The sequence below is a fragment of the Pseudoxanthomonas sp. J35 genome (genome assembly GCF_000513995.1).
Lineage (GTDB): Bacteria > Pseudomonadota > Gammaproteobacteria > Xanthomonadales > Xanthomonadaceae > Pseudoxanthomonas.
Genome location: NZ_AZVB01000004.1, coordinates 68,138 through 94,319, shown reverse-complemented (window position 1 = coordinate 94,319; position 26,182 = coordinate 68,138). Strand labels below are relative to the sequence as shown.

Annotated in this window: 27 protein-coding genes and 1 tRNA gene; 8 read left to right on the top strand and 20 right to left on the bottom strand. The window is 70.0% G+C overall.

The features are described 5' to 3' along the window. Positions 1-157: 157 nt before the first annotated feature. Genes PSEJ35_RS0104750 through PSEJ35_RS0104730 form a run of 5 tightly spaced genes read left to right on the top strand, consistent with a single transcriptional unit; the run spans position 158 to position 5,600 of the window. Positions 158-1,705 carry a 4Fe-4S dicluster domain-containing protein gene (locus PSEJ35_RS0104750; protein ID WP_028916799.1) on the top strand — a complete coding sequence of 516 codons (1,548 nt, stop codon included), beginning with the start codon at positions 158-160 and terminating at the stop codon, positions 1,703-1,705. After that, the gene (locus PSEJ35_RS0104745) at positions 1,702-2,229 is read left to right on the top strand and encodes a FixH family protein (protein WP_028916798.1); all 528 of its coding nucleotides are present in this window, start codon (positions 1,702-1,704) and stop codon (positions 2,227-2,229) included. The genes PSEJ35_RS0104750 and PSEJ35_RS0104745 overlap by 4 nt, the downstream gene beginning before the upstream one ends. A gap of 23 nt (positions 2,230-2,252) precedes the next feature. Continuing rightward, complete coding sequence (locus tag PSEJ35_RS0104740; RefSeq protein ID WP_232207578.1) at positions 2,253-4,679, top strand: heavy metal translocating P-type ATPase; 2,427 nt, start codon at positions 2,253-2,255, stop codon at positions 4,677-4,679. Further along, entirely contained in the window at positions 4,676-4,873 is a 198-nt protein-coding gene (gene ccoS, locus PSEJ35_RS0104735; RefSeq protein WP_028916796.1) for a cbb3-type cytochrome oxidase assembly protein CcoS, read from the top strand. The genes PSEJ35_RS0104740 and ccoS overlap by 4 nt, the downstream gene beginning before the upstream one ends. 1 nt (position 4,874) lies before the next feature. Next, positions 4,875-5,600 carry a sulfite exporter TauE/SafE family protein gene (locus PSEJ35_RS0104730; RefSeq protein WP_028916795.1) on the top strand — a complete coding sequence of 242 codons (726 nt, stop codon included), beginning with the start codon at positions 4,875-4,877 and terminating at the stop codon, positions 5,598-5,600. Between the two features lie 17 nt (positions 5,601-5,617). Here the strand turns inward: PSEJ35_RS0104730 and PSEJ35_RS0104725 are convergent, their stop codons facing one another. From PSEJ35_RS0104725 to rplM, 4 genes are all read right to left on the bottom strand, one after another. Further along, positions 5,618-6,688 carry a sensor domain-containing diguanylate cyclase gene (locus PSEJ35_RS0104725; protein ID WP_156924729.1) on the bottom strand — a complete coding sequence of 357 codons (1,071 nt, stop codon included), beginning with the start codon at positions 6,686-6,688 and terminating at the stop codon, positions 5,618-5,620. Between the two features lie 133 nt (positions 6,689-6,821). Continuing rightward, positions 6,822-6,896: transfer RNA gene (locus tag PSEJ35_RS0104720), tRNA-Gln, on the bottom strand. Between the two features lie 116 nt (positions 6,897-7,012). Next, on the bottom strand, positions 7,013-7,405 hold the full coding sequence (rpsI, locus tag PSEJ35_RS0104715; RefSeq protein WP_024867475.1) for a 30S ribosomal protein S9: 393 nt from the start codon (positions 7,403-7,405) through the stop codon (positions 7,013-7,015). Between the two features lie 9 nt (positions 7,406-7,414). Continuing rightward, complete coding sequence (gene rplM, locus PSEJ35_RS0104710) at positions 7,415-7,843, bottom strand: 50S ribosomal protein L13 (protein ID WP_028916793.1); 429 nt, start codon at positions 7,841-7,843, stop codon at positions 7,415-7,417. A gap of 247 nt (positions 7,844-8,090) precedes the next feature. Between rplM and coq7 the strand changes: the two genes are divergently transcribed. Then, positions 8,091-8,735 carry a 2-polyprenyl-3-methyl-6-methoxy-1,4-benzoquinone monooxygenase gene (gene coq7, locus PSEJ35_RS0104705; protein WP_028916792.1) on the top strand — a complete coding sequence of 215 codons (645 nt, stop codon included), beginning with the start codon at positions 8,091-8,093 and terminating at the stop codon, positions 8,733-8,735. Between the two features lie 900 nt (positions 8,736-9,635). On the opposite strand, the gene sugE is transcribed toward coq7, so the two are convergent. Together sugE and speD are read right to left on the bottom strand one after the other, a co-directional pair. Further along, positions 9,636-9,953, bottom strand: coding sequence for a quaternary ammonium compound efflux SMR transporter SugE (gene sugE, locus PSEJ35_RS0104700; RefSeq protein ID WP_028916791.1), 318 nt, complete (start codon positions 9,951-9,953; stop codon positions 9,636-9,638). A gap of 168 nt (positions 9,954-10,121) precedes the next feature. Beyond that, on the bottom strand, positions 10,122-10,916 hold the full coding sequence (gene speD, locus PSEJ35_RS0104695) for an adenosylmethionine decarboxylase (RefSeq protein WP_024870477.1): 795 nt from the start codon (positions 10,914-10,916) through the stop codon (positions 10,122-10,124). A 160-nt stretch (positions 10,917-11,076) separates the two neighbouring features. Here speD and crp point away from each other — a divergent pair, with 160 nt between their 5' ends. Further along, on the top strand, positions 11,077-11,745 hold the full coding sequence (gene crp / locus PSEJ35_RS0104690; RefSeq protein ID WP_024870476.1) for a cAMP-activated global transcriptional regulator CRP: 669 nt from the start codon (positions 11,077-11,079) through the stop codon (positions 11,743-11,745). Positions 11,746-11,896: 151 nt separating this feature from the next. Here crp and PSEJ35_RS0104685 read toward each other — a convergent pair whose 3' ends face one another. The 13 genes from PSEJ35_RS0104685 to PSEJ35_RS0104625 all read right to left on the bottom strand — a co-directional run bounded on the left by PSEJ35_RS0104685 (position 11,897) and on the right by PSEJ35_RS0104625 (position 22,787). After that, a complete protein-coding gene (locus PSEJ35_RS0104685; protein ID WP_028916790.1) occupies positions 11,897-12,625 on the bottom strand; it encodes a haloacid dehalogenase-like hydrolase in 729 nt (242 codons plus the stop codon). Next, positions 12,622-13,416, bottom strand: a complete 795-nt coding sequence (trpC, locus tag PSEJ35_RS0104680; protein ID WP_028916789.1) for an indole-3-glycerol phosphate synthase TrpC — start codon at positions 13,414-13,416, stop codon at positions 12,622-12,624. Before trpC ends, PSEJ35_RS0104685 begins: the two co-directional genes overlap by 4 nt. A 105-nt stretch (positions 13,417-13,521) precedes the next feature. Beyond that, positions 13,522-13,884, bottom strand: a complete 363-nt coding sequence (locus PSEJ35_RS0104675) for an antibiotic biosynthesis monooxygenase (protein ID WP_028916788.1) — start codon at positions 13,882-13,884, stop codon at positions 13,522-13,524. Next, positions 13,881-14,927 carry an anthranilate phosphoribosyltransferase gene (gene trpD, locus PSEJ35_RS0104670; protein ID WP_028916787.1) on the bottom strand — a complete coding sequence of 349 codons (1,047 nt, stop codon included), beginning with the start codon at positions 14,925-14,927 and terminating at the stop codon, positions 13,881-13,883. The genes PSEJ35_RS0104675 and trpD overlap by 4 nt, the downstream gene beginning before the upstream one ends. 645 nt (positions 14,928-15,572) lie before the next feature. Then, complete coding sequence (locus PSEJ35_RS0104665; protein ID WP_028916786.1) at positions 15,573-15,995, bottom strand: F0F1 ATP synthase subunit epsilon; 423 nt, start codon at positions 15,993-15,995, stop codon at positions 15,573-15,575. Between the two features lie 38 nt (positions 15,996-16,033). Then, entirely contained in the window at positions 16,034-17,431 is a 1,398-nt protein-coding gene (atpD, locus tag PSEJ35_RS0104660; protein ID WP_028916785.1) for a F0F1 ATP synthase subunit beta, read from the bottom strand. A 99-nt stretch (positions 17,432-17,530) separates the two neighbouring features. Further along, a complete protein-coding gene (gene atpG, locus PSEJ35_RS0104655; RefSeq protein WP_028916784.1) occupies positions 17,531-18,394 on the bottom strand; it encodes a F0F1 ATP synthase subunit gamma in 864 nt (287 codons plus the stop codon). A gap of 82 nt (positions 18,395-18,476) precedes the next feature. Continuing rightward, positions 18,477-20,024, bottom strand: a complete 1,548-nt coding sequence (gene atpA / locus PSEJ35_RS0104650; RefSeq protein ID WP_028916783.1) for a F0F1 ATP synthase subunit alpha — start codon at positions 20,022-20,024, stop codon at positions 18,477-18,479. 70 nt (positions 20,025-20,094) lie between these two features. Further along, positions 20,095-20,622, bottom strand: coding sequence for a F0F1 ATP synthase subunit delta (locus PSEJ35_RS0104645; protein ID WP_028916782.1), 528 nt, complete (start codon positions 20,620-20,622; stop codon positions 20,095-20,097). A 4-nt stretch (positions 20,623-20,626) separates the two neighbouring features. Further along, positions 20,627-21,097, bottom strand: a complete 471-nt coding sequence (locus PSEJ35_RS0104640) for a F0F1 ATP synthase subunit B (RefSeq protein WP_028916781.1) — start codon at positions 21,095-21,097, stop codon at positions 20,627-20,629. A 126-nt stretch (positions 21,098-21,223) separates the two neighbouring features. Continuing rightward, the gene (gene atpE, locus PSEJ35_RS0104635; protein ID WP_013534007.1) at positions 21,224-21,505 is read right to left on the bottom strand and encodes a F0F1 ATP synthase subunit C; all 282 of its coding nucleotides are present in this window, start codon (positions 21,503-21,505) and stop codon (positions 21,224-21,226) included. A gap of 67 nt (positions 21,506-21,572) precedes the next feature. After that, on the bottom strand, positions 21,573-22,370 hold the full coding sequence (atpB, locus tag PSEJ35_RS0104630) for a F0F1 ATP synthase subunit A (RefSeq protein WP_024869949.1): 798 nt from the start codon (positions 22,368-22,370) through the stop codon (positions 21,573-21,575). Between the two features lie 48 nt (positions 22,371-22,418). Continuing rightward, on the bottom strand, positions 22,419-22,787 hold the full coding sequence (locus tag PSEJ35_RS0104625) for an ATP synthase subunit I (protein ID WP_028916780.1): 369 nt from the start codon (positions 22,785-22,787) through the stop codon (positions 22,419-22,421). A gap of 346 nt (positions 22,788-23,133) precedes the next feature. Here PSEJ35_RS0104625 and PSEJ35_RS0104620 point away from each other — a divergent pair, with 346 nt between their 5' ends. Further along, positions 23,134-23,946: a hypothetical protein gene (locus PSEJ35_RS0104620; protein WP_028916779.1), complete on the top strand. Its 813-nt coding sequence runs from the start codon at positions 23,134-23,136 to the stop codon at positions 23,944-23,946. 76 nt (positions 23,947-24,022) lie between these two features. Here PSEJ35_RS0104620 and lpdA read toward each other — a convergent pair whose 3' ends face one another. After that, entirely contained in the window at positions 24,023-26,173 is a 2,151-nt protein-coding gene (lpdA, locus tag PSEJ35_RS0104615; protein ID WP_084635441.1) for a dihydrolipoyl dehydrogenase, read from the bottom strand. Positions 26,174-26,182: the final 9 nt, after the last annotated feature.

Here is a 26,182-nt window from a genome sequence, read left to right as displayed (position 1 = left end):
CGCGCCCCCCCGGTTTGCGGATACTGGTCAGGCACGGAAGCCGGAACCCGGCTTCCGGGTCGCGCACGCGGCCAATCCCGGACATGAACGCAAGCCACCCCATCCCTACCGGTCCGTCGACGCATCGCGCCGGCGCATCGACGCCAGGACGGCAGCCATGAGCAAACGCATTCCCCTGGACGTGGTCGACGACCAGGGCAACTCCTTCTACGTCAGCGAGCGCAAGATCTATCCGCGCGACGTGTCGGGCCGCTTCAACCGCCTGCGCGTGGCCGCGGTGGTCTGGCTGCTGGGCATGTTCTACGTGTTCCCGTGGCTGCGCTGGGACGGCCGCCAGGCGGTGCTGTTCGACCTGCCGGCGCGCAAGTTCTACGTGTTCGGCCTGGCCTTCTGGCCGCAGGACTTCCTGTTCCTGGCACTGTTGCTGATCATCGCCGCGCTGTCGCTGTTCTTCTTCACCGCGCTGGCCGGGCGCCTGTGGTGCGGCTACGCCTGCCCGCAGACGGTGTGGACCGAGGTGTTCCTGTGGATCGAGCGCTGGACCGAGGGCGACCGTTCCAGGCGCATGAAGCTCGACGCCGCGCCGTGGGGCCGCGAGAAGATCCTGCGCAAGGGCGCCAAGCACTTCCTGTGGGCGGTGTTCGCGCTGTGGACCGGCTTCACCTTCGTCGGCTTCTTCACCCCGATCACCGACCTGGCCTCGCGCATCGTGCCGTTCGAATGGGGCGGGTGGGAGACCTTCTGGGTGTTCTTCTACGCCTTCGCCACCTGGGGCAACGCCGGTTTCCTGCGCGAGCAGGTGTGCAAGTACATGTGTCCGTACGCGCGCTTCCAGAGCGCGATGTTCGACCGCAACACGCTGCTGATCGCCTACGACCCGATGCGCGGCGAGCCGCGCGGCCCGCGCAAGCGCGGCCTCGGCAGCGTGCTGGAGCGCGCCCGCGGCCTGCTCGACCCGAAGACCGCGTACGACTACGTGTTCCGCGCCAGCGCCCACCCGACCGCCGCCGACAACCGCCTGCAGGCGCACGGCACGATCACCCTCGGCGGCGTCGGCGACAAACCCGAGCCGCTGCCGAAGTTCTCCTACGAGGAGCTGGGCGACTGCATCGACTGCACGATCTGCGTGCAGGTCTGCCCGACCGGCATCGACATCCGCAACGGCCTGCAGTACGAGTGCATCGCCTGCGGCGCCTGCATCGACGCCTGCGACGAGGTCATGGGCAAGATGGGCTACCCGCGCGGCCTGATCCGCTATTCGACGCAGAACGCGATCGACGGCAAGCCGACCCGCGTGCTGCGCCCGCGCATCTTCGTCTACGGCTTCCTGCTGCTGGCGCTGTGCGGCGCCTGGGCGTGGGGCGTGGCCCACCGCAGCGAACTGATCGCCGAGGTCCTGCGCGACCGCAACGCGCTCTACCGCGAGACCGCCGCCGGCGTGGCCAACGACTACACGCTCAAGCTGATCAACAAGAGCCAGGAAACCCGCAGCTTCCGCATCACCCTCGAACCGGCCGGTGCCGGCCTGTCGCTGCCCGGCCCGGTGGTGGTCGAGGCCGGCCCCGAGCAGGTGCTGCCGGTCGCGCTGACCATCACCGCCAGCGAGGGCGCCGGCGGCCGCCGCGAGATCCGTTTCGTCGTCGAGAGCGAGGACGGCCGCGATCGCCGCGTCGTCGACAGCAGCTTCTTCGGACCCAGCCCATGAACCGTCCCGAACAGACCCCTCCCCCCGAAGCCAGGCAGCCCGGCTGGCGCAACGCGGCCCTGTGGCTGGTGATCGGGCTGCCGCTGCTGTCGATCGTCGCCGGCGTCGGCCTGGTGGTGATCGCCAACCGCTCCGGCGGCGCCGACACGGTCAACGACCCGGTGCGCCGCGTCGCCCAGATCCAGACCACCGACCTGAGCCCCGACGCCCAGGCGAAGAAGCTCGGCCTCAGCGCGGTGCTGCGCGTGGAGGACGGCATCGTCGAGGTGCTGCCGGCGACCGGCGAGTTCCCGCGCGACCAGCCGCTGCAGCTGTTCCTGCAGCATCCGACCCGCAAGGCCGAGGACATCCAGCTGGAACTGGCGCCGCAAGGCCCGGGCTGGCGCCTCGAGCAGCCGGTCGAATCCGGGCATGACTGGGTCGTGCAGCTGCACGCCGCCGACGGCAGCTGGCGCCTGCACGGGCGACTCGTCCGCCAGCAGCACGCCGCGCGCCTGGCCCCGCTGATCGGCGGAGGCGGCTGACCGCGATGCCGGCGGAACTGGCCATGCAGGACGCGCCGGTGGCCAGCGGCACCTGCCACCACTGCGGCGAGGCGCTGTCCGCCCGCCCGGTGGTGCGCGAGTTCGAAGGCCGGCCGCGCCCGTTCTGCTGTGACGGCTGCGCCGCCGCCGCCGAATGGATTGCCGGCGCCGAACTGGATGGCTACTACCGCCTGCGCAGCGCCGGCGGCACCCGGGTCGGCGACGACCTGCCCGACCTGGCGGTGTGGGACCGCGCCGACGTCCAGGCCGAGCACAGCCGCCCGGTCGAGGGCGGCCGCGAGATCACCCTGCTCACCGACGGCATGCGCTGTGCCGCCTGCGCCTGGCTGATCGACCGCGCCCTGCGCCGCGAGCCGGGCGTGCTCGACTGCGGCGCCAACGCCGTCACCGGCCGCATCCGCATCGCCTGGGATCCGGCGCGCACCGCGCTGTCGGCGCCGCTGCGGCGCCTGGCCATGCTCGGCTACCGGCCCTACCTGGCCGGCAGCGAGGCGATGGAACGCGAGCGCACCCGCGAACGCCGGCGCTGGGTGCTGCGCCTGGGCATCGCCGGGCTGGGCACGCTGCAGGCGATGATGTTCGCCGAGGCGCTGTACCTGGACTTCAACAGCACCATGCCGGCGGCCACCCGCGACTTCTTCCGCTGGCTGACCTTCCTGCTGTGCACGCCGGTGGTGTTCTATTCCGGCTGGCCGTTCCTCGCCGGCGCGTGGCGCGAACTGCGCAGCCGCCGCCTGGGCATGGACGTGCTGATCGCCGGCTCCACCCTGCTGGCGTACTTCGCCAGCCTGTTGGAGACCATCCGTGGCGGCGTCCACGTCTGGTACGACGCGGCGGTGATGTTCGTGTTCCTGCTGCTGGCCGCGCGCATGCTCGAGCAGCGCGCCCGCGCCGTGGCCAGTGCCCAGGTCGACGCGCTGGCGCGCGCCCGGCCGGCGTTCGCCACCCGCGAACTGGCCGACGGCAGCCGCGAGACCGTGCCGCTGGCCTCGCTGCAGGCCGGCGACGTGGCCCGCGTTTCCGCCGGCGACGCGGTGCCGGCCGACGGCATCCTGCTCGACGACGAGGCCTGGTTCGAGGAAGCGCTGCTGACCGGCGAATCGAAGCCGGTGCACAAGCGCGCCGGCGACCCGGTCTACGCCGGCACCGTGTGCCGGGAACGCCCGGCGCGGCTGCAGGTGTCCTGCACCGGCCCGGCGACGCGCATCTCGCAGCTGGCGCGTCTGGTGGAAGAGGCGCAGGAACACCGTCCGGCGCTGGCGCGCACCGCCGACCGCATCGGCAGCCGCTTCGTGCTCGGCCTGCTGCCGGTGACCGTCCTGGTGTTCGCCTGGTGGTGGCACCACGAACCTTCGCGCGCGCTGGAAGTGACCCTGGCCCTGCTGGTGATCAGCTGCCCCTGCGCGCTGTCGCTGTCGGTGCCGGCGGCGCTGGCCGCCGCGCACGGCGCGCTGGCGAAGACCGGCCTGCTGGCGCTGCGCCCGGACGCGCTGGACACGCTGGCCCGCGCCACCGACATCGTCTTCGACAAGACCGGCACCCTCAGCGACCATCGCCCGGCACTGGCCGCGGTGGACACCTTCGGCTTCGAGCGCGAACAGGCCCTGCGTATTGCCGCCGCGCTGGAGCGCGACAGCGGGCATCCGCTGGCCGCCGCCTTCGCCCCCGACGACGACCCGCAGCCGCTGGCGGCGACGCAGGTCGCCGCGGTGCCGGGCCACGGCATCGAAGGCGAGGTCGAAGGCCGCCGCTGGCGGCTGGGTCGCGCCGACTTCGCCGCCGGGCGCGAGGACGACGGCGCGCTGTGGCTGGGCGACGGCACCCGGGCCGCGGCCCGCTTCACCCTCGAGGAGCGCCCGCGCGCCGACGCGGCCGCCGCGCTGCACTCGCTGCGCGCGCTCGGCCTGCGCCCGCACCTGGCCAGCGGCGACGGCGAGGCCGCGGTGCGGCGCATGGCCGCGGCCCTGGACATCGGCCAGGCCCACGCCCGCCAGTCGCCCGAGGACAAGCTCGCCCTGGTCAAGCGCCTGCAGGGCGAAGGCCGGATCGTGGCGATGGTCGGCGACGGCCTCAACGACGCCCCGGTGCTGGCCGGCGCCGACGTCTCCGTCGCCCTCGGCGAAGGCGCCTCGCTGGCGCACCGCGCCGCCGACCTGGTCACCACCGGCAACAGCCTGGAACGCATCCCTGCCGCCGTGGCGCTGGCCCGGCGCACCCACCGCGTGATCCGGCAGAACCTGGCCTGGGCCACGGCCTACAACCTGCTGGCCCTGCCGCTGGCCGCCGCCGGCCTGGTGACGCCGTGGCTGGCGGCGCTGGGCATGGCCGCGTCCTCGCTGCTGGTCACCCTCAACGCCCTGCGCCTGGCGCGGAGCGCGGCGCCCGCCGCGCGCGCCAGGGCCACCATGACCGCGGAGGCCGTGCCATGAACATCCTGCTGATGCTGGTCCCGTTGAGCCTGGTACTGCTGGGGGTGGCGGTGGCCGCCTTCGTCTGGGCGGTCAAGCGCGGCCAGTTCGACGACCTCGACACCCCCGCCCTCGACATCCTCGAGGACAACGACCGCCCCGCCCCGCCACCGGCAAAGCCGGCCCCACCCGCGCCACCGGAGCCTGACGCCTGAGATGCCGGTCGACCTGCCCACGCTGCTGGCCGCCGCCCTCGCCGGCCTGCTCGGCGGGGTGCACTGCGCGGTGATGTGCGGCGGCATCGCCGCCAGCTTCCCGGCGATGGCGCCGGGCCGGCCGCTGCGCGTGGCCTGGCAGGCCAACCTCGGCCGCGTCGGCGGCTACGTGCTGGCCGGCGCCGTCGCCGGCGGCTTCGGCGGCGGCCTGCTGCGCGTGCTGCGCATCGACGGGTTGGCCACCGGCCTGCGCATGGCCGCCGGCCTGGCCCTGGTGCTGGTCGCCCTGCGCCTGCTCGACCGCGGCGGCCGCCTGGACCTGCTGGCCAGGCCCGGCATGCGCGCCTGGCGCTGGCTGCAGCCGCTGCACCGGCACCTGCTACCGGCGACCACGCCGTGGCGACGGATCGCGCTGGGCGCGCTGTGGGGCTGGATGCCGTGCGGACTGAGCCTGGGCCTGCTCACCGTGGCCTGGCTGCAGGCCAGCGCCGGTGGCGGCGCCGCGGTGATGGCGGCCTTCGGCCTGGGCACCCTGCCGATGATGGTGCCGTTGACCTGGTCGGGTACGCGCATGCACGGCTGGCTGCAGCGCCCACGCTGGCGGCTGGCGCTCGGGGGCGTGGTACTCGGCGCCGGCCTGCTGACCCTGTCGGCGCCCTGGCTGATGCAGGTGCCGGCCCTGCACGGGGTGCTGGCGGCGCTGGGCTGCGTCCCGCGCGGCGCCTGAGCGACTGACGCAGCGCGTCAGCCTGCGACCGGGGTGGGCACCACATCCTCGCCGATGCACACCTGGTTGCGGCCGGCGGCCTTGGCGCGGTACAGCGCCTCGTCGGCCGCGCCGGTCCAGTCCTCGATGTCCTTCATCCCGGCGCGCAGTTCGGCCACGCCGATGCTCAGCGTCACCGGCACGCCCGCGGCCATGACCTGGCCGGCCACCCGCTGGCGCAGTCGCTCGGCCACTTCCAGCGCGGCCGCGCGGTGGATGCCCGGCAGCAGCACGCCGAATTCGTCGCCGCCGTAGCGGCCGGCCACGTCGGTGCTGCGCAGGCCTTCGTGCAGCAGGGCCGAGACCCGGCGCAGGACCTGGTCGCCAGCCAGGTGGCCCTGGCTGTCGTTGATCCGCTTGAACTCGTCGACGTCGATCATCAGCAGCGAGGACACCGCCCCGTAGTGGTGGAAGCGACGCATCTGCTCGGCGACCAGCGCCAGCCACTGCTGGCGGCTGGCCAGGCCGGTCTCGGCGTCGACCCGCACCACCTGCTCGAGCATGCGCTTCTGCGCCCGCACCTTGTCGGCGAAGGAGCGCGCGGTGATGCCGATCGCCAGCAGGTACAGGACCAGGAACGGCATGCACCAGAGCATGGTGCTGAACTGGGTGCGCGGCTCGAAGGCGAAGCCGTTCAGCGCCGCGGTGACCAGGCTGGTCGCGACCATCGCCGCCAGCGAACGGCCCGCCAGCGGCCAGCCGCCGGCGACGGTGCGGTCCATGCTCATCACCGACACCAGCAGCACCGTCGGCAGCAGGTCGAAGCGGATGATGGCGATCCAGAACCCGGCGACCACCGAGTCCATCACCAGGTTGCCGAACTCCGCTTCCACCGGCCGCGAGCTGTTGGACGAGATGCGCCAGGCCAGCAGCGGCCAGCCGATGCCCGTCAGCGCCGCCAGCGGCCACCACAGCGCGTTCGCGCCCTGCGCATGCAGCGACGCCATCACTCCCATCAGGCTGGTCCAGGTGCCCAGCACGCGCATGGCGCAGGTGAAGCGGACGAAACGGTTGCCCCCGGAGTCACCGGGCGAGGTGGAGAAGGACATCTGGGCAGCTTGCGACGGAATATGAACAGGCGCCGCAAGAGACATGCCAAGCACGTCACGCTTGCCACGCCTTCACCGCCGCAAGAACCGGGGCAAAGAAAAAGCCCGGCCTTTCGGCCGGGCTTTTCGAATATGGCAGCCCCGGATGGATTCGAACCACCGAATGCCTGAGTCAGAGTCAGGTGCCTTACCGCTTGGCGACGGGGCTGTAGGCTGCAGATTATAAAACCACCGGAAGACGTTTGCACGCCATCCGCTGAAGGAAACGGATACGGATATCCGTTTCCCCCGGGCCGCCTCCGCAGAGGCGACCCACCAGGCGCATCAGCGCTTGGAGAACTGGGTGGCGCGGCGGGCCTTGTGCAGGCCGACCTTCTTGCGCTCGACCTCGCGGGCGTCGCGGGTCATGAAGCCGGCCTTGCGCAGGTCGGACTTCAGCGACTCGTCATACTCGACCAGCGCTCGGGCGATGCCCAGGCGGATCGCACCGGCCTGGCCGGTGGTGCCGCCGCCGGTGGCGGTGACGACGACGTCGAACTTGTCGGTCGACTGGGTCAGCTCGAGCGGCTGGCGCACGATCATGCGCGCGGTCTCACGGCCGAAGAACTCGTCCAGCGGACGGCCGTTGACGGTGATGTTGCCCGAACCCTTGCGCAGGAACACGCGGGCGGTGGAAGACTTGCGACGGCCGGTGCCGTAGTTCTGAGTGGTAGCCATCGTTGTGCCTTAGATGTCCAGCGGCTGCGGCTGCTGGGCCGCGTGCGGGTGTTCGGAACCGGAGTAGACCTTGAGCTTGCGGTACATCGCACGGCCCAGCGGACCCTTCGGCAGCATGCCCTTGACCGCGATCTCGATCACGCGCTCCGGGTGGCGCTCCAGCGCCTGGGCCAGGGTCTCGCTCTTCAGGTTGCCGATGTAGCCGGTGAAGCGATGGTACATCTTGTCCTGCAGCTTCTTGCCGGTGACCGTGATCTTCTCGGCATTGATCACGACGAGGTAGTCGCCGGTGTCAACGTGAGGGGTGTAGGTCGGCTTGTGCTTGCCGCGGAGGCGGTGGGCAAGCTCGGCGGCCAGGCGGCCGAGGGTCTTGCCGGAGGCGTCGACGAGATACCAGTCGCGCTGGACGGCCTCGGACTTGGCGATGAAGGTCTTCATGGGAACTCGGGTCGTTGGTCGGGCGGATTCCAGACCCGGATTGCCCGGACGGGAACTTTGCCTCGCGTTGTGAAGGGTGCCGCAAAGAAGCGGAATGATAGCCCGGTGGCGGGTCGCGTGCAAGTCCACGGCTGAGGCAGCCCGGCAGTATCCCACGGCGGGCACCGCCGGGTTGGCAGTCCGGGCCGCCGCGGCCGACAATCCGGGGGCCGCCCGCGACTTCCCGGGCGGCCCCTGGAGCCTTGCCATGCCTGCCGCCGTCCGCCACCTGTCCGCGCTGGACCATGTCCTGGTCGAGGCGCAACGCGCCCTGGAAACCACCCTGGGCGACCCGCCGGCCGGCCGCCCCTGCCCGGCCGACGCGGCCGATCCGGTGCTGCCGGTCCCGGCGCGCCGCCATGCGGCGGGGCTGATGCGGATCAACCATGTCGGCGAGGTCTGCGCCCAGGGCCTGTACTTCGGCCAGGCCGCAGTCGCGCGCGACCCGGCCACGCGCCAGCACCTGCTCGAGGCGGCACAGGAGGAGACCGACCACCTGGCCTGGTGTGCGCAGCGCCTGCGCGAGCTGGACAGCCGCCCGAGCCTGTTCAACCCGCTGTGGTATGCGGGCAGCTATGCGATCGGCTCGCTGGCCGGGCTGCGCGGCGACGGCTGGAACCTCGGCTTCGTGGTCGAGACCGAGCGCCAGGTCGAGGCCCATCTCGACGAGCACCTGGAATCCCTGCCGGCCGCCGACCAGCGCAGCCGCCAGATCATCCGGGTGATGAAGGAGGACGAGGCCCGCCACGCCGACAACGCCGAACACGCCGGCGCCCGTGTCCTGCCGCCACCGATCCCGCAGGCGATGGCGCTGGCGTCGAAGTTCATGAAGCTGGTGGCGTACCGGATCTGAGGCGGAAGCCGGCGGCACCGCCTCCGTTCAAGCCAAAGCCCGAGCCCGAGCCAATCCAGAGTTAAAGCCGAAGGCAAAGGCAAAGCGTCCAGCGCGCGGGCTCCGGCCGGGGCCGCCGCCCCAAGGGGGGCTGGCGCATCGCGCGGTTCCGCCATCCCTGGCTCCAACGCGCGACCGCAGGCCCTCCATGGCCTGCTTGCGCCAGACCCCCCTTGGGACGACGTCCTTCGACACGTCCAGGGCGTGGCTTCTATCGACGCCGCGAAGAGCCCGTCACCCCGCCAGTCGCGGCGCCGCCCTGTAGAGTCGGGCTTGCCCGACTCCCACGCCGGATGCCCCAACGTCGGTGAAAGGCAGCGGGGCAGGCCCCGCTCTACAGAAAAGCGCACCGCGTCATGGCCCTCTCCCGGAGGAAGAGGGGAGGCAGGAACGAAGCCACGACCGGAACGCCCCCGAAGACGCGGTAGCGCGGGGGTGTGCAGAAGCATGTGGCTGGACGATGCGGTTGGAAGGCCGGCGCGTGGCGACGCGCCATGCGTGGCCAGCGCCCGAGCTCATTCCCGGCGCGGCGTAAGCGGCACATGGATGTGCCGCGGTCGCGAACGCAGTACGAGCGGTGAGACTGCTGGCGCGTGGCGACGCGCCGGACATCACCGGCGCCCTGGCGCATTCCTGGCGCGGACGCGGAACCGCGCGATGCGCCATACCCCCGCCTGCCGCGGCTCCGTCCGAAGCCCGCGCCCCCAACGCCGTTGCTGTTGCTGTTGCTTGGCTGTGGCCAGGCTGTCCGCCGAGGACCGGAAGGATGGGAAGGTCAGCCGTTTCGTACCTTCCCGATCCGGGACCTGGCAGGGTGCCGACCCTCACCCGCCCCCCTCCCGGGGGGAGAGGAGGAAGCGCCTACCGCGTCGTCAGCTTGAGGCCGACGATGCCGGCGACGATCAGGCCGATGCACAGCAGGCGGGCGACGGTGGCCGGTTCGCGGAACACGACCATGCCCAGCAGCGCGGTGCCGACCGCGCCGATGCCGACCCAGACCGCGTAGCCGGTGCCCAGCGGGATCGTCTTCAACGCGATGGCCAGCAGCCAGAAGCTGGCGAGCATCGCCACGCCGGTGACCACGCTGGGCACCAGGCGGGTGAAGCCTTCGGAGTATTTCAGGCCGACCGCCCAGACCACTTCCAGCAGGCCGGCCAGCACCAGGTAGATCCAGGGCATCGCGTTTCTCCTTCTGTGCTCCAGGCCACAAAAAGCGAAAGCGGCCCGGAACATGGTTCCGGACCGCCGTCGGTCCTGCGTTCGCGGCGGTGCCGCGGGCGGGTCGTCCCGCCTGGTTTTCTCAGCCGGCGCCAGTATGACCGGCGCCTGCGCAACCGCGCGTAACCGTCACTCGACCAGGTTGCGGCCGTGGAACAGCTCCTCGATCTCGCGCTTGAGCAGCGCTTCGATGCGCATGCGTTCCTTGAACGAGAGGTTGCGGGCCTTCTCCTCGAACAGGTAGGTGTCGAGGTCGAACTCCTTCAGGTGCATCTTCGTGTGGAAGATGTTTTCCTGGTACACGTTCACGTCGATCATCTCGTAGCGCGAACGGATGTTCTTCGCCAGGAAGTCCTGGATCGAGTTGATCTTGTGGTCGATGTAGTGCTTCTTGCCCTTGATGTCGCGGGTGAAGCCGCGCACGCGGTAGTCCATCACCACGATGTCGGACTCGAAGCTCTCGATCAGGTAGTTCAGCGCCTTCAGCGGCGAGATCACGCCGCAGGTGGCCACGTCGATGTCCGCGCGGAACGTCGCGATGCCGTTCTGCGGATGCGTCTCCGGGTAGGTATGGACGGTGATGTGGCTCTTGTCCATGTGCGCCACGACGGCGTCGGAGATGACCTCCTTGCCCGCCTGCTTCTTGTCGATCACCGGCTCCTCGGAGATGAGGATGGTCACCGACGCGCCCTGCGGGTCGTAGTCCTGGCGGGCCACGTTCAGGATGTTGGCGCCGATGATCCGGGCCACGTCGGTCAGGATCTGGGTCAGGCGGTCGGCGTTGTAGGCCTCATCGATGTACTCGATGTAGCGCTGGCGCTCGTCCTCGGAGACCGCGTAGCAGACGTCATAGATGTTGAAGCTGAGCGCCTTGGTGAGGTTGTTGAAGCCTTGCAGCCTCAGGCGCGGCAGGGGTTTGACCACGGCGGTCATGCCTCTGGGGGTGGAAAACGCGCCATTATGGGCCAAACCGGCCCGGGGTGATATGCAGGGCGTGAAGAGTACGTGAAGGATTTGCCCACGGGGTCCGAGCGGGCTATCTTCGGCCGTCATTTTCCCCCGTCACCCCTAGGAAAATCCTGCCGTGAGCCCCGTCCTGCGCTTCACCAGCAGCCCCCTGTCGCTGGACCAGGCCGCCGTCGAGCGCTTCCTGGCCCATTGCCAGCGCCGCCGTTACCCGAACCGGACCGACGTGTTCCGTCCCGGCGACCCGGCTGGCACGCTTTATTACGTCGTCAACGGCTCGGTCAGCATCATTGCCGAGGAAGAAGACGGGCGCGAACTGGTCCTGGGCTACTACGGACAGGGCGAGTTCGTCGGCGAAATGGGCCTGTTCATCGAGTCCGACAGCCGCGAGGTGATCCTGCGCACGCGCAGTGCCTGCGAGCTGGCCGAGATCAGCTACGACCGCCTGCAACAGTTGATGCTGGGCCCGCTGGCCGGCGACGCCCCGCGCCTGCTCTACTCGATCGGCGTGCAGCTCTCCCGCCGCCTGCTGACCACCAGCCGCAAGGCCAGCCGCCTGGCCTTCCTCGACGTCACCGACCGCATCGTGCGCACCCTGCACGACCTGGCCAAGGAACCGGAGGCGATGAGCCACCCGCAGGGCACGCAGATGCGCGTCTCGCGCCAGGAACTGGCCCGCCTGGTCGGCTGCTCGCGCGAGATGGCCGGCCGCGTCCTGAAGAAGCTGCAGGCCGACGGCCAGCTTCACGCCCGCGGCAAGACCATCGTCCTCTACGGGACCCGTTGAGGGGTCCCACGAGCACGCCGGCCCTGCAACAGGGAGGGGCCGGCGAGGCCCGGCGGGCAAGATCCGCGAAGCCATGCCCGGCGCCCGGACGGCGCCGCAGGCCGTGGTGCGCCGGCCCGACGGGCCGGCTCCGCTCGCATCGATACGCCGGTCAGGCGGCCGCCACCGGATCGCCGCCGCGGTCGCGGCAGCCCCAGTTGAGGATCGGCGTGCCCGCCGGCAGCACGCGGCGGAAGAACTCCACCCGGTTGTGCTTGGGATTGACCACCACCGGGCGGCGCGCCGCCTTCAGCAGCGGCAGGTCGGCGCTGGAATCGGAGTAGGCCACCTCGATGTCGCCGTAGCCGCGCTCGCGCAGCATGCGCATCTTTTCCTCGTTGTGGCAGTGGCGGGTGGCCACCACCGCACCCAGCCGCGGGCCGACCGCCGTGCCCACCACCGGCACGTCCTCGTGGGCGACGAAGCCGAGGATCGCCTTGGCCAGCTCCGGCGGCGCGCCGGTGGCCACCACGACCCGGTCCCCGCGCGCACGGTGCGCCGCGAACACCTCCAGCGCCACCGGCAGCAGGCGCCCGGCGATCTCCTCGCGGTGCGTGGCCACGTAGCGGTCGATCACCCGGTCGAACTCGCGCACCCGGTGCACGCCGAAGCTGCCGATCCACACGTAGCCGGAAATGCCCCAGCGCCGGGTCGGCAGGAACGCCACCATCGGCCCCAGGATCGGCGTGGCCAGCAGCGCGGCCAGCACCCGCAGCGGGTTGCGGCGGATCATCCAGGCGAACAGATGGCTGCCGGAATCGCCGTCGTACAGCGTGTGGTCGAAATCGAAGACCACCAGGGGCGCGTCGTCGCGCGGCGTCGGGTATGGTCCACTGCTCATGCGTCGAAGAACAGCTGGCGCAGCGCCTCGCCCGGCTCCTCGGCGCGCATGAAGGTTTCGCCCACCAGGAAGGCGTTGACGCCTGCCGCGCGCATCCGCGCCACGTCGGCGTGCTCCAGGATCCCGCTCTCGGTGACCAGCAGGCGGTCGCGCGGGACCGCGTCCTTCATCCCGAGGGTCACGTCGAGCGAGACCTCGAAGGTGCGCAGGTTGCGGTTGTTGATGCCGACCAGCGGCACCGGCACCTGGATCGCACGCTCCAGTTCGTCGATGTCGTGGACCTCCACCAGCACGTCCATGCCCAGCTCCAGGGCCAGGCCCGACAGGTCGGCCAGCTGCTCGTCGCCCAGCGCCGAGACGATCAGCAGGATGCAGTCGGCACCGAGCATGCGCGCTTCGTGCACCTGGTAGGGATCGATGGTGAAGTCCTTGCGCAGCACCGGCAGGGTGCAGGCGCCACGCGCCTCCTGCAGGTACGCGTCCGAACCCTGGAAGAAATCGACGTCGGTCAGCACCGACAGGCAGGACGCGCCGCCGAACTCGTAGCCCACCGCGATGTCGGCCGGGCGGAAATCCGCACGGATCAGGCCCTTGGACGGACTGGCGCGCTTCACCTCGGCGATCACCGCGGGGTCGCCGTGGTCGATTGCCGCCTGCAGGGCGGCGGCGAACCCGCGCACCGGGCCGGCGTCGCGCGCGCGCGCGACCACGTCGGCCAGCGGCAGGCGCGCGCGGCGTTCGGCGATCTCTTCGCCCTTGCGGGCGAGGATGGTCTGGAGGATGTCGCTCATCGGTGGGGCGCGGGTCCAGGAAACACGGCGGACCGGCATTCTCGCACGAGCCGGCGACGGGCCGGGCGGCCCCGCGGCGCCTGCCGCGCGCGCCGGCGTGGCGGCTCAGTCGGCCGAACCGGGGGCGTCGCGGCCGGCCGCATAGCCGGAGACGCGCTCGATCCGGCCCACCCGCAGTTCGTAGTGCGTGTACCAGTGGCGGCGGCCATGCCGGCGGATCTCGGCGTGCTCGGCCTGCGCGCGCCAGGCGGCGATCGCCGCCTCGCTCTGCCAGTAAGACACGGTGATGCCGAAACCATCGGCGCCGCGCACCGACTCGACGCCCAGGTAGCCGGGCTGCCGCTGCGCCAGTTCGAGCATGCGTTCCGCGGCGACGGCGTACTCCGCCGGGTCCGCGGCGTTGCGCTGCGAACTGAACACCACCGCGTAGTACGGCGGCGCCGGAAGCCGGGCGAAGCCGCCGTTCACGACGCCGGCACCGCCGCGGCCAGTTCGCGGGTGGCCGCCACGTAGCGGTCCAGCGCCTGCCGCGCCGCACCGCTGTCCAGCGCTTCGCGGGCCAGGCCGATGCCGTCGGCGATGCTGTCCGCCACCCCGGCCACGTACAGCGCCGCGGCGGCGTTGAGCACCACGATCTCGCGCGCCGGGCCGGGCGCGCCGTCGAGCACCCCCAGCAGCATGCCCCGCGACTGCGCCGCGTCGGCCACCTTGAGGTTGCGGCTGGCGGACATGGCAATGCCGAAATCTTCCGGATGGATCTCGTATTCGCGCACCTGGCCGTCGCGCAGCTCGCCGACCATCGTCGCCGCGCCGAGCGAGATCTCGTCCATGCCGTCGCGGCCCCACACCACCAGCGCCCTCTCCGCGCCCAGTTCCTGCAGCACGCGCGCCTGGATGCCGACCAGGTCGGGATGGAAAACGCCCATCAGGATGTTCGGCGCGCCGGCCGGATTGGTCAGCGGCCCGAGGATGTTGAAGATCGTGCGCACGCCCATCTCGCGGCGCACCGGCGCGACCACCTTCATCGCCGGATGGTGGATCGGCGCGAACATGAAGCCGATGCCGGTGCGCGCGATCGACTCGGCGACCTGTTCCGGCTGCAGCTCGATGGCCGCGCCCAGCGCCTCCAGCACGTCCGCGCTGCCGGACTTCGACGACACGCTGCGGTTGCCGTGCTTGGCCACCCGCGCGCCGGCCGCGGCGACCACGAACATCGAGCAGGTGGAGATGTTGAAAGTGTGCGAGCCGTCACCGCCGGTGCCGACGATGTCGACCAGGCGGCTGCGGTCGGCCACGTCGACCGTGCGCGAGAACTCGCGCATCACCTGCGCCGCGCCGGCGATCTCGCCCACCGTTTCCTTCTTCACCCGCAGGCCGGTCAGGATCGCCGCCGCCATCACCGGCGAGACGTCGCCACGCATGATCTGGCGCATCAGCCCGACCATCTCGTCGTGGAAGATCTCGCGGTGTTCGATGGTGCGCTGCAGGGCTTCCTGCGGGGTGATGGTCATGGTCGTGGGGCGTCTGCGGGGGTACCCGCCGAGTTTATCGCGGTGCGCCGCGCGTAGCCCGGACAGGGCCGGATACGCACCCGGGAATACCCGTCCGCGCCCGCCCGGGCAAAGCCCCTCTGCCACCGGGAGAGGGGGAGAAGAGAACGGAGCCACGACCGCAGAGCACCCGAAGACGGCCATCGTAGAGCCACCGCCCTCCGGCAACAGGTCGCAGTGCGATGCGGTGAGGCAGCTGGCGCGTGGCGACGCGTCAAACGTCGCCAGCGCCCTCGTTCATTCCCGGCGCGGCGCAAGCGGCACATGGATGTGCCGCGCTCGCGCGTTGGAGCAGGACGCGGAACCGCGCGATGCGCCATACCCCCGCGCTGCCGCGGCTCCGTCCGAAGCGAGCCATCGGAGAGCCACCGCCCCCCCGCAACAGGTCGCAGTGCGATGCGGTGAGGCAGCTGGCGCGTGGCGACGCACCGGACGTCGCCGGCGCCCCCGTTCATTCCCGGCGCCCCCCGCGCTGCCGCGGCTCCGTCCGAAGCCCACGCGCCCCAATGCTGTTGCCGTTGCGACCTGCTGTTCCAGAAACGCAGAACGCCGGCCCAGGGCCGGCGTTCGCGGAAAACCCTGCCCGGCTGTGGCCGGGAGGGGGCGTCAGTGCTTGAGGCTGCGGCGCAGGCGCTCGAGGGCCTGCAGCTGGGCGGTGACCTCGGCCAGGCGCTGCTGCGCCTCGGCCACATCCATCGCCTCGCTGCGGTTGGCCAGCACGCGCTCGGCCTCTTCCTTCGCCTTGCGCACCGCCGCCTCGTCGATGTCCTCGGCGCGGATCGCGGTGTCGGCCAGCACCGTCACCACCTGCGGCTGCACCTCGAGGATGCCGCCGGAAATGGCGAAGTCCAGCGACGAGCCGTCAGGCAGCGTCACCACCACCTTGCCCGGCTTCAGCCGCGTGATCAGCGGCGCGTGCCGCGGCGCGATGCCCAGCTCGCCCAGCTCGCCGGTGGCCACGACCAGGGTGGCCTCGCCGTGGAAGATCTCCTGCTCGGCGCTGACGATGTCGCAACGGATGGTGCTCATGCTGCCTCGCTGTGCTCAGTGTCCGGAGAAGATCGCACTCAGGCGATCTTCTTGGCCTTCTCGACGGCTTCCTCGATGGTGCCGACCATGTAGAAGGCCTGCTCCGGCAGGTGGTCGTACTCGCCGTCCACGATGCCCTTGAAGCCGCGGATGGTGTCCTTCAGCGAGACGTACTTGCCCGGCGAACCGGTGAACACCTCGGCCACGTGGAACGGCTGGCTGAAGAAGCGCTCGATCTTGCGGGCGCGCGACACGGCCAGCTTGTCCTCTTCCGACAGCTCGTCCATGCCCAGGATCGCGATGATGTCCTTCAGCTCCTTGTACTTCTGGAGCGTGGCCTGCACGCGGCGGGCGGTGTCGTAGTGCTCGTGGCCGATGACGTTCGGGTCCAGCTGGCGGCTGGTCGAGTCCAGCGGGTCGACGGCCGGGTAGATACCCAGCGCGGCGATGTTACGCGACAGCACGACGGTGGCGTCGAGGTGGGCGAAGGTGGTCGCCGGCGACGGGTCGGTCAGGTCGTCCGCGGGCACGTACACGGCCTGGATCGAGGTGATCGAACCGGTCTTGGTCGAGGTGATGCGTTCCTGCAGGACGCCCATTTCCTCGGCCAGCGTCGGCTGGTAGCCCACCGCCGACGGCATGCGGCCCAGCAGCGCCGACACTTCGGTACCGGCCAGGGTGTAGCGGTAGATGTTGTCGACGAACAGCAGCACGTCCTTGCCCTTGCCCGACTCGTCCTTCTCGTCGCGGAAGTACTCGGCCATGGTCAGGCCGGTCAGCGCGACGCGCAGGCGGTTGCCCGGCGGCTCGTTCATCTGGCCGTACACCATCGCCACCTTGTTGAGGACGTTGGAGTCCTTCATCTCGTGGTAGAAGTCGTTGCCCTCGCGGGTACGCTCGCCCACGCCGGCGAACACGGACAGGCCCGAGTGCGCCTTGGCGATGTTGTTGATCAGCTCCATCATGTTGACGGTCTTGCCGACGCCGGCGCCGCCGAACAGGCCGACCTTGCCGCCCTTGGCGAACGGGCACATCAGGTCGATGACCTTGATGCCGGTTTCCAGCAGCTCGGTGGTCGAGGACTGGTCCTCGTAGGACGGGGCGGCGCGGTGGATCTCCCAGTGATCGGAAGCCTGCACCGGACCGGCCTCGTCGATCGCGTTGCCCAGCACGTCCATGATGCGGCCCAGGGTGCCGGCGCCGACCGGCACCGAGATCGCACGGCCGGTGTTGGTGGCAACCAGGTTGCGCTTCAGGCCGTCGGTCGAACCCAGCGCGATGGTGCGGACCACGCCGTCGCCCAGCTGCTGCTGGACTTCGAGGGTGATGGCGGTGCCATCGACCTTCAGCGCGTCGTACACCTTCGGCACTTCGGCACGCGGGAACTCGACGTCGACGACGGCGCCGATGATCTGAACGATCTTGCCCTGACTCATGGTGTTTTCCTCAGACTCTCAAAATTCTCGCGACCCGGGTCGCCGAAGGTTTTTCTCCGGGGCCCCGCGCGGCTGCGTGTGGCTCCCGATGGATTTGGATCAGACCGCCGCGGCGCCGCCCACGATCTCGGAGATTTCCTGGGTGATCGCCGCCTGGCGGGCCTTGTTGTAGACCAGGTTCAGCGTGCCGATCAGCTTGGTCGCGTTGTCGCTGGCGGCCTTCATCGCCACCATGCGCGCCGCGTGCTCCGAAGCGACGTTCTCCAGCACTGCCTGGTACACCAGCGACTCGATGTAGCGGGTGATCACGTGGTCCAGCACCGTGGCCGCGTCGGGCTCGTAGATGTAGTCCCAGTCGTGGTTCGGCACCCCGGCCTGCGCCGCCGGCAGCGGCAGCAGCTGGTCGAAGGTGGCCTTCTGGCTCATCGTGTTCACGAAGTGGTTGTAGACCACGTACACGCGGTCGACCTTGCCTTCGGTGTACGCGTCCAGCATCACCTTGATCACGCCGATCAGGTCGTCCAGGTGCGGCACGTCGCCCAGGTGGGAAACGCTGCCGACCATGTTCACCTTGATCCGGCGGAAGAAGGCCTGCGCCTTCTGGCCGATGGTGACCATGTCGACCTCGACGCCCTGCTCGTTGTGCTGGCGGATCTCGCCCAGCAGCTTGCGGAACAGATTGTTGTTGAGGCCGCCGGCCAGGCCGCGGTCGGAGGACACGACGATGTAGCCGACGCGCTTGACCTGCTCGCGCTCGACCAGGAACGGGTGCTGGTAGTCGGTGCTGGCCTGGGCCAGGTGGCCGATGACCTGCTTCATCGCGTGCGCGTACGGGCGCGAGGTCCGCATCCGGTCCTGTGCCTTGCGGATCTTGGAGGCCGAGACCATCTCCAGCGCGCGGGTCACCTTGCGGGTGTTCTGCACGCTCTTGATCTTGGTTTTGATTTCGCGTCCGCCAGCCATCTCTTCTTCCCGTGGGGCGGGCCCGGGGGCCCGCCGTGTGGACTTGGTTGCGTCTACCCGGCGGGCATGCCCGCCGCGCGGCTTACCAGGTACCGGTCTGCTTGAACTCGGCGATGCCCTTCTTGAAGGCCGCCTCGATCTCGTCGTTCCAGGCGCCGGTCTTGTTGATCTGCTCGATCAGCTCGCCGGCGGTGTTGGCGAAGTGGGCGTGCAGGCCCTCCTCGAAGGCGCCGATCTTGTTCACCGGCACGTCGTCCAGGTAACCCTCGTTGACGGCGTAGATCGACAGCGCCTGGTTGGCGATCGACATCGGCAGGTACTGCTTCTGCTTCATCAGCTCGGTGACGCGCTGGCCGCGCTCGAGCTGCTTGCGGGTCGCTTCGTCCAGGTCCGAGGCGAACTGGGCGAAGGCCGCCAGCTCGCGGTACTGCGCCAACGAGATGCGGATGCCGCCGGACAGCTTCTTGATGATCTTGGTCTGGGCGGCGCCGCCGACGCGCGACACCGAGATACCGGCGTTCACCGCCGGGCGGATGCCGGCGTTGAACAGGTCGGTTTCCAGGAAGATCTGGCCGTCGGTGATCGAGATCACGTTGGTCGGCACGAACGCGGACACGTCGCCGGCCTGGGTCTCGATGATCGGCAGCGCGGTCAGCGAACCGGTCTGGCCCTTGACCTCGCCGTTGGTGAACTTCTCGACGTACTCCTCGGACACGCGCGCGGCGCGCTCCAGCAGGCGCGAGTGCAGGTAGAACACGTCGCCCGGGTAGGCTTCGCGGCCCGGGGGACGGCGCAGCAGCAGCGAGATCTGGCGGTAGGCGACGGCCTGCTTGGACAGGTCGTCGTACACGATCAGCGCGTCCTGGCCGCGGTCCATGAAGTACTCGCCCATGGTGCAGCCGGCGTAGGCCGAGATGTACTGCATGGCGGCCGACTCGGAGGCGGTGGCGGCCACGACGATGGTGTGGGCCAGCGCGCCGTTCTCCTCGAGCTTGCGCACGATGTTGGCGACGGTCGAGGCCTTCTGGCCGATCGCCACGTACACGCACTTGATGCCGGTGTTCTTCTGGTTGATGACCGCGTCGATCGCCATGGCGGTCTTGCCGGTCTGGCGGTCGCCGATGATCAGCTCGCGCTGGCCGCGGCCGATCGGGATCATCGCGTCGACCGACTTGTAGCCGGTCTGCACCGGCTGGTCGACCGACTTGCGCCAGATCACGCCCGGGGCGACGCGCTCAACCGGCGCGGTCAGCTTGGCGTTGATCGGGCCCTTGCCGTCGATCGGCTCGCCCAGGGCGTTGACCACGCGGCCCAGCAGTTCCGGGCCGACCGGCACTTCGAGGATGCGGCCGGTGGTCTTGGCCACGTCGCCCTCGCGCAGGTGCTCGTAGTCGCCCAGGACCACGGCGCCGACCGAGTCGCGCTCCAGGTTCAGGGCCAGCGCGTAGGTGTTGCCCGGCAGCTCGATCATTTCGCCCTGCATCACGTCGGCCAGGCCGAAGATGCGCACGATGCCGTCGGAGACCGAGATCACGGTGCCTTCGTTGCGGACCTCGGCGGACAGCTTGACCTGCTCGATGCGGGTCTTGATCAGGTCGCTGATTTCGGAGGGGTTGAGCGTGGTAGCCATGTTGGTTTCCTTGGAGTCGCGCGCCCTGGCGGGTCTGCGACCTGAAAAGTGAACTGTCTGGAGCGGTCCGTCAGCCGGCCAGCGCCGTCTGCAGGCGCGCCAGCTTGCCCTTGAGCGAGCCGTCGATGACCACGTCGCCGGCGTCGATCACCGCGCCGCCGATCAGGCCGGTGTCCACCGCCGTCTGGATCTCCACGTCGCGGCCGAAACGGCGCTTGAGCGCCTCGCGGAGCTTGTCCAGCTCCTGCGCCGACAGCTCGGTGGCGGAGGTCACGGTGGTGCGGACCACGCGCTGGTCCTCGGCGCGGAGCTGCTCGAACAGCCCGGCGATCTCGGCCAGCAGCGGCAGGCGGCCGGCGTCGGCCAGCAGGGCCAGGAAGCGGGTGAACGAGGCGTCCGCGCCCTCCGGCGCCAGCAGCGCGACCGCCTGGTCACTGCCCAGCTCCGGATTGAGCAGCAGACCGGCCACGCGCGGGTCGGCGGCGACCTGGGCGGCGAAGCCCAGGGCCTGCGACCACGCTTCCACGCGGCCTTCGTCGCGCGCGACCGCATGGGCGGCGCGGGCGTAGGGACGGGCAAGGGTGAGGGCCTGGCTCATGTCGTCAGATCTCGGCAGCCAGTTCGTCCAGCAGCGACTTGTGGACGTTGGCGTCGATCTCGCGACGCAGCAGCTTCTCGGCGCCGCTCACGACCAGCACCGAAACCTGCTTGCGCAGCTCCTCGCGGGCGCGGTTGGCGGACGCGTCAATCTCGGCCTGGGCGAGTGCCTTCTGGCGGTTGGCCTCGGCGACCGCTTCCTCGCGGGCCGCGTCGACGATCTGGTTGGCGCGCGCGTGGGCCTGGTCGATGATCTCGTTGGCCTTGACGCGGGCTTCCTTCAGCAGCTCGTTGACCTTGTCCTGCGCCTGCGCCAGTTCCTTCTGGCTGCGGTCGGCCGCGGCCAGGCCCTCGGCGATCTTCTGCTGGCGCTCCTCGATGGCCTTCAGCAGCGGCGGCCAGATCTTGGTGGCGATCAGCCAGATCAGCGCGGCGAAAGCCAGCGCCTGGGCGATAAGGGTCAGATTGATGCTCATGGGTGCGCTCTGCCTGTGCTCAGGGCGCCTGCGGCCGCATTGGCCGGCAGGCTAACCCGCTTGCTGCCGCCGCTCCGCGGGCGCGGGCGGCGGCAGAGCCGTAGAAATGCCGATCCGGACCGGCAATTACGGGGCCAGGCCGCCGACCAGGAACGGGCTGGCGAAGGCGAACAGCAGGCCGACGGCGACCGAGATGATGAACGCGGCGTCGATCAGGCCGGCGGTGATGAACATGCGGACCTGCAGCACCGGGATCAGTTCCGGCTGGCGGGCGGCCGACTCCAGGAACTTGCCGGCCATGATGGCCAGGCCCAGGCCGGCGCCCAGCGCGGCCAGGCCGATCATGATGCCGATGGCCAGAACGGTCGAAGCCTGGACGGAAGCGAGGGCGGTCAGTGCGGTTTCCATGGTTTTCTCCGGAACGGATTGCTTGAGTGGTGAAGCGGTGGGAACGAAGGGTGGAACGCAGGGGAAATCAGTGGCTGTCTTCGGACAGGCTGAGGTACACGATCGACAGCATCATGAAGATGAACGCCTGCAGCGGAATCACCAGCAGGTGGAAGATCATCCAGCCGAAGCCGAAGGCCGCGCCGGCGAACATGCCGGCGATGCCGGCGCCGCCGAGCACCCAGATCAGCAGGAACACGATCTCGCCGCCGAACATGTTGCCGAACAGTCGCATCGCCAGCGAGATCGGCTTGCTGAGCCATTCGACGATGTTGAGGATGAGGTTGAACGGCATCATCCACTTGCCGAACGGCGCGGTCAGGAACTCGGCGGTGAAGTGGCCCAGGCCCTTGGCGCGCAGCGCGAAGAACAGCATCAGGAAGAACACGCTGAACGACATGCCGAGGGTCGCGTTGACGTCGGCGGTCGGCACCGGCTTCCAGTAGTGCACGCCCACCCATTCCAGCGGCTTGGCGATGAAGTCGGCCGGGACCATCTTGATGAGGTTCATCAACAGGATCCAGAAGAACAGGGTGATCGCGATCGGCGTCACCAGCTTGCTGGTCCCGTGGTAGGTGTCGCGGGCCTGGCGGTCGACGAACTCCAGGCAGATCTCGACGAAGGCCTGCCACTTGCCCGGCACGCCGGCGGTGGCCTTGCGGGTCGCCAGCCAGAACAGGAACACCATCAGCAGGCCCATGAGCACCGCGGTCACGAAGGTGTCCACGTTCAGCGTCCAGAAGCTGCCTTCGCCCAGGGGCTGGGTCAGGTTCTTCAGGTGGTGCTGGATGTAGCTGGTTGGGGTCAGTTCCGCCTCAGCCGACATGGGTCCGTTTTTCCTGTTCTAACAACCTGATTGATGAAGCGGCCAGCGTCAGCGGCGAACCGCCAGCGCCACCATCTGCGCCGCCAGTACCGCCGCAGCGGCGGCCAGCATCGGCAGCGGGTGCAGCCCCAGGGCGATCACGCCCAGCGACAGCGCCGCGACCAGCACCAGCCACTTGGCCAGCACCCCGGCCACCAGCCTGGTCAGCGCCGGGACCGCGGCGTCCACGCCGCCCCCCAGCGCTATCCGGGCCGAAATCCATCCCGCCAGGACCACCGAACCACCGCCCACGAGCGCGGCCGCGGCCCAGCCCTGCCCCTTCCAGAGGCATGCCAGCGCGACCAGCAGCGTCGCCACTACCTGCCAGGCGATCGCGCGGCCGGCCTGTCGCCGGCCTGCGGCAACGGAATTCAGCACGAGACGGTTACCTGCGGGAGTCGGCGGGAGGCCGGACGCAAACGCGCCCTGTCGAGCTGCAAAAGTATAGCAGCGGGACATTTTCCGGGACAACCGCCGAAGGTCGCACAACCGGCGTATGGAACTTCCATGGCACCGGCCGGTCGATGCCTGCAGGGGACGGAGAACCTCGTCGGTCCAGTCCCTGCAGGCCCCGGACCCCATCCGGGGCCTTTTTATTGTCCGCATCGGCCATGTTGGCTGCGCGATCGCCGGCGTTTTCACCCGTCATCGATGCCGGCGTCACCGCGCATGTACCGCGCCGCCGGAATCATGGAGGTCCCGCCACCCAAGGACTTCCCCGCCCATGCGACCCGCCGTGCTCGCCGCCCTGCCCCTCGCCCTGCTCTCCGTCCCGGCCGTCCAGGCCCAGGAAGCCGACCGTTTCACCCTGCGCCTGGGCGCGCTGAACGCCGATGCCGAGACCACCCTGTCGGCCTCGACCACCTACCAGGACCAGCCGTACCGCTTCTCCGAGACCTTCGACTTCGGCAGCGAGGAATGGGTGCCGCGCGTGGACGGCGTGTTCCGCATGGGCGACCGCCACCGCCTGGTCTTCGACTACTTCAACTACGACAAGAAGCGCCGCGAGACCCTCGGCGAGGACATCTCCTTCGACGCCACCACCATCCCGGCCGGCAGCTACGCGGAGGCCGAGCTCGACTTCCAGCTGGCCACCCTGGTCTACGACTTCGCCGTGGTCGAGAACGACAGCTTCAGCCTCGGCCTGCAGATCGGCGCCGAATGGGCCAAGGCCACCGCCAGCCTCGTGGCCGAGGCCGGCGACGACCGCTGGACCGACAGCGCCAGCGAGGACGGCTACGCCCCGGTGGTCGGTGTGCGCTTCACCGCCCGCCCGGGCGACCGCTGGCTGCTCAACCTGCAGGGCCAGTACCTCGACGCCGACTGGGGCGACTTCGACGACTACGACGGCAGCATCACCCGCGCCAATGCCATCGCCGAATACCGCTTCACCCCCAACTTCGGCCTGTTCGCCGGCTACGAGTGGTACCGCCTGGACGTGAAGCGCGAGGTCAGCGGCGACGGCCTGGGCAACGGCATCGTCGGCTGGGACCAGCGCTTCAAGGGGCCGGTGGTGGGCGTCACCCTGGCGTTCTGAGCCCGCCGCACCATGCCCGGACAGGAAAAACCCCGGCGATTGCCGGGGTTTTTCCTTGTGTTGCCGCCGGCGCGGCTTACTTCTTCTTCGGGATGTACAGGTCGGTGATCGTGCCCTCGTAGACCTCGGCGGCCATCGCCACCGTCTCGCCCAGGGTCGGGTGCGGATGCACGGTCGCGCCGATGTCGCCGGCTTCCGCGCCCATCTCGATCGCCAGCGCCAGCTCCGAGATCAGGTCGCCGGCATGCACGCCGACGATGCCCGCGCCGATGATGCGGTGGGTCGCCTCGTCGAAGACGAGCTTGGTGAAGCCCTCGGTGCGGCCGATGCCGATGGCGCGGCCGCTGGCCGCCCACGGGAACTTGCCCACGCCGACCTTCAGGCCCTTGGCCTTGGCTTCGGTCTCGGTGACGCCGACCCAGGCGATCTCCGGGCTGGTATAGGCCACCGACGGGATCACCCGCGCCACCCACTCCTTCTTCTCGCCGGCGGCCACCTCCGCCGCCAGCTTGCCCTCGTGCGTGGCCTTGTGCGCCAGCATCGGGTTACCGACGATGTCGCCGATGGCGAAGATGTGCGGCACGTTGGTGCGCATCTGCCGGTCGACCGGGATGAAGCCGCGGTCGGTGACCTGCACGCCGGCCTTCTCCGCGTCGATCTTCTTCCCGTTCGGTGCGCGGCCGACGGCGACCAGGACGCGATCCCAGGTGCCCGATTCCAGCGCCGGCTTCTGGCCTTCGACCGCCGATTCGAAGGTGACGGTGATGCCCTTCTTGTCGGCCTTCACTCCGGACGCCCTGGTCTTCAGGTGCACCTCGATGCCCTGCTTCTTCAGGCGGTCGGCCAGCGGCTTCACCAGGTCCTTGTCGGCGCCCGGCATCAGCTGGTCCATGAACTCGACCACGGTGACCTGCGCGCCCAGCGCGCTGTACACGGTGGCCATCTCCAGGCCGATGATGCCGCCGCCGACGACCAGCAGCTTCTTCGGGACCTCGGCCAGTTCCAGCGCGTCGGTGGAATCCATGATCCGCGGGTCGTCCCACGGGAAGTTGGGCAGCTTCACCGCCTGCGAGCCGGCGGCGATGATGCACTGCTCGAAGCGCAGCAGAAGGGTCTTGCCGTCGGCGCCTGCGACCTCCAGCTCGTAGGGCGAGACGAACTTCGCCACGCCCTGCACCGTGCGCACCTTGCGCTGCTTGGCCATGCCGGCCAGGCCCTTGGTCAACTGGCCGACGACCTTTTCCTTGTACGCGCGCAGCTTGTCCAGGTGGATCTTCGGCGCCGGGAACTCGATGCCGCACTCGTCGGCATGCGCGGCCTCCTCGATGATCGCGGCCGAATGCAGCAGTGCCTTGGACGGGATGCAGCCGACGTTGAGGCAGACGCCGCCGAGGCTGGGGTAGCGCTCGACCAGCACGGTATCCAGGCCCAGGTCGGCGGCACGGAACGCAGCGGTGTAGCCGCCGGGGCCGGCGCCGAGCACGACGATGCGGCACTCGATGTCGGCCGGCTTGCCGGTGGACAGGGCCGGCTTCGGCGCCGGCGGCTCGGCCGGGGCGCGGTGCGACGGGGTCACCGGCGGCTTGCTGCCCGGCGCGACCGGCGCCGGAGCAGCGGCGGCAGCGGCACCTTCCAGCACCACGACCACGTCGCCCTCGGACAGCGTGTCGCCGACCTTGACCTTGATCTCCTTGACCACGCCATCGGCCGAGGACGGCACCTCCAGCGTCGCCTTGTCCGATTCCAGCGTGACCAGGCCCTGGTCCTTCTTCACCGTGTCGCCGACGGCGACCAACACCTCGATCACCGGCACGTCGCTGTAGTCGCCGATGTCCGGGACCTTCACCTCGACCGGACCGGCGCTGCCGGCGGCAGGCGCCGGTGCAGGGGCCGCCGCGGGCGCGGCAGCCGGAGCCTGCGCAGCGGCCGGTGCGGGAGCCGCGGCGGCCGGCGCGGCCGCCTTCGGCGCTTCGGCCGCGGCGGCACCGGCGGCTTCCAGCACCACCACGACGCTGCCTTCGGACAGCCTGTCGCCGACCTTGACCTTCACTTCCTTGACCACGCCATCGGCCGAGGACGGCACTTCCAGGGTGGCCTTGTCCGATTCCAGCGTGACCAGGCCCTGGTCCTTCTTCACCGTGTCGCCCACGGACACCAGCACCTCGATCACCGGCACGTCGCTGTAGTCGCCGATGTCCGGGACCTTCACCTCGATAAGGTTCGCCATGTCCATGCC

What these genes read in the sequence shown, in the direction of transcription:
- PSEJ35_RS0104725 (WP_156924729.1), bottom strand. Translation starts at nt 6,688, where the DNA reads ATGTCCTTCTCCACCTCGCCCGGTGACTCCGGGGGCAACCGTTTCGTC.
- rplM (WP_028916793.1), bottom strand. Translation starts at nt 7,843, where the DNA reads ATGAAGACCTTCATCGCCAAGTCCGAGGCCGTCCAGCGCGACTGGTAT.
- atpE (WP_013534007.1), bottom strand. Translation starts at nt 21,505, where the DNA reads ATGGAAACCGCACTGACCGCCCTCGCTTCCGTCCAGGCTTCGACCGTT.
- trpD (WP_028916787.1), bottom strand. Translation starts at nt 14,927, where the DNA reads ATGACCATCACCCCGCAGGAAGCCCTGCAGCGCACCATCGAACACCGC.
- atpA (WP_028916783.1), bottom strand. Translation starts at nt 20,024, where the DNA reads ATGGCTACCACGCTCAACCCCTCCGAAATCAGCGACCTGATCAAGACC.
- coq7 (WP_028916792.1), top strand. Translation starts at nt 8,091, where the DNA reads ATGCCTGCCGCCGTCCGCCACCTGTCCGCGCTGGACCATGTCCTGGTC.
- sugE (WP_028916791.1), bottom strand. Translation starts at nt 9,953, where the DNA reads ATGCCCTGGATCTACCTGGTGCTGGCCGGCCTGCTGGAAGTGGTCTGG.
- PSEJ35_RS0104685 (WP_028916790.1), bottom strand. Translation starts at nt 12,625, where the DNA reads ATGAGCAGTGGACCATACCCGACGCCGCGCGACGACGCGCCCCTGGTG.
- PSEJ35_RS0104730 (WP_028916795.1), top strand. Translation starts at nt 4,875, where the DNA reads ATGCCGGTCGACCTGCCCACGCTGCTGGCCGCCGCCCTCGCCGGCCTG.
- PSEJ35_RS0104620 (WP_028916779.1), top strand. Translation starts at nt 23,134, where the DNA reads ATGCGACCCGCCGTGCTCGCCGCCCTGCCCCTCGCCCTGCTCTCCGTC.
- PSEJ35_RS0104640 (WP_028916781.1), bottom strand. Translation starts at nt 21,097, where the DNA reads ATGAGCATCAATCTGACCCTTATCGCCCAGGCGCTGGCTTTCGCCGCG.
- atpG (WP_028916784.1), bottom strand. Translation starts at nt 18,394, where the DNA reads ATGGCTGGCGGACGCGAAATCAAAACCAAGATCAAGAGCGTGCAGAAC.
- lpdA (WP_084635441.1), bottom strand. Translation starts at nt 26,173, where the DNA reads ATGGCGAACCTTATCGAGGTGAAGGTCCCGGACATCGGCGACTACAGC.
- rpsI (WP_024867475.1), bottom strand. Translation starts at nt 7,405, where the DNA reads ATGGCTACCACTCAGAACTACGGCACCGGCCGTCGCAAGTCTTCCACC.
- PSEJ35_RS0104750 (WP_028916799.1), top strand. Translation starts at nt 158, where the DNA reads ATGAGCAAACGCATTCCCCTGGACGTGGTCGACGACCAGGGCAACTCC.
- PSEJ35_RS0104740 (WP_232207578.1), top strand. Translation starts at nt 2,253, where the DNA reads ATGCAGGACGCGCCGGTGGCCAGCGGCACCTGCCACCACTGCGGCGAG.
- trpC (WP_028916789.1), bottom strand. Translation starts at nt 13,416, where the DNA reads ATGAGCGACATCCTCCAGACCATCCTCGCCCGCAAGGGCGAAGAGATC.
- atpD (WP_028916785.1), bottom strand. Translation starts at nt 17,431, where the DNA reads ATGAGTCAGGGCAAGATCGTTCAGATCATCGGCGCCGTCGTCGACGTC.
- PSEJ35_RS0104665 (WP_028916786.1), bottom strand. Translation starts at nt 15,995, where the DNA reads ATGAGCACCATCCGTTGCGACATCGTCAGCGCCGAGCAGGAGATCTTC.
- PSEJ35_RS0104745 (WP_028916798.1), top strand. Translation starts at nt 1,702, where the DNA reads ATGAACCGTCCCGAACAGACCCCTCCCCCCGAAGCCAGGCAGCCCGGC.
- ccoS (WP_028916796.1), top strand. Translation starts at nt 4,676, where the DNA reads ATGAACATCCTGCTGATGCTGGTCCCGTTGAGCCTGGTACTGCTGGGG.
- atpB (WP_024869949.1), bottom strand. Translation starts at nt 22,370, where the DNA reads ATGTCGGCTGAGGCGGAACTGACCCCAACCAGCTACATCCAGCACCAC.
- PSEJ35_RS0104645 (WP_028916782.1), bottom strand. Translation starts at nt 20,622, where the DNA reads ATGAGCCAGGCCCTCACCCTTGCCCGTCCCTACGCCCGCGCCGCCCAT.